1 protein-coding gene is annotated in these 974 nt (G+C 57.3%); it reads left to right on the forward strand.

Annotated elements, in window-relative coordinates; all coding sequences use genetic code 11:
* The coding region (locus tag JMY24_RS38075; RefSeq protein WP_201704131.1) for an IS1182 family transposase at window positions 1-974 on the forward strand (974 nt) is incomplete at both ends.

Below are 974 nucleotides of genomic sequence, written 5' to 3' on the forward strand. Positions count from 1 at the left end.
GCGAAGACCGCAAGCAGGTAACGTTGTTGCCAGAATGTCTGGATGATTTCGTTGCCGAGGATAACCCGGTGAGGATCATCGAGGCCTTCGTCGAAGAGCTGGAACTGGAATTGATGGGTTTCGAAGGTGTCACACCGTCGACTACAGGTCGCCCCTCCTACCATCCGGCAGTGCTGCTGAAGATATACATCTACGGCTATCTCAATCGGATTCAATCGAGTCGCCGCCTGGAGCGTGAATGTCAGCGCAATGTCGAGCTGATGTGGCTCACAGGCCGACTGGTACCAGACTTCAAGACGATAGCTGACTTTCGACGGGACAACGGCACCGGCATCCGCAACGTCTGCCGCCGGTTTGTCGTTCTTTGCCGTGATCTGAAGCTCTTCTCGCAGGCACTGGTTGCTATTGATGGAAGCAAGTTCAAGGCATCGAACACTCGCGACCGTAACTTCACAACGGGCAAGATCGACAAGCGGCAGCAGCAGATTGAGGAGAGCATCCAGCGCTACCTGAGCGCATTGGAGACGGCTGACCGGACGCAGCCACCCGAGCTTGAAGCGAAGACCGCGCGGCTGCAGGAGAAGATCGGTCAATTGCGCGATCAGATGCATCGCCTCGAACAGATTAAAGAAGAACTCAAGACGCAACCGGATGGCCAGCTCTCGCTGACTGACCCTGATGCGCGCTCCATGGCGACAAGCGGCAGGGGCTCGGGCATGGTGGGCTACAACGTGCAGATGGCCGTAGAGGCCAGGCACCACCTCATCGTTGCCCACGAGGTAACAAACTCCGGCCACGACCGGTCGCAGCTCAGTCCGATGGCGCAAGCTGCTCGTGATTTCATGCGCAAGAGAAGATTGAAAGTCATCGCCGACCGGGGGTACTACAGCGGCCCACAGATAAAAGCTTGTGCAGATGCAGGCATTGCCGCCATTCTGCCGAAGAACCTGACATCAGGCGCCAAAGCCCATGGT

It is taken from the genome of Paraburkholderia kirstenboschensis (assembly GCF_904848585.1).
GTDB lineage: Bacteria > Pseudomonadota > Gammaproteobacteria > Burkholderiales > Burkholderiaceae > Paraburkholderia > Paraburkholderia kirstenboschensis.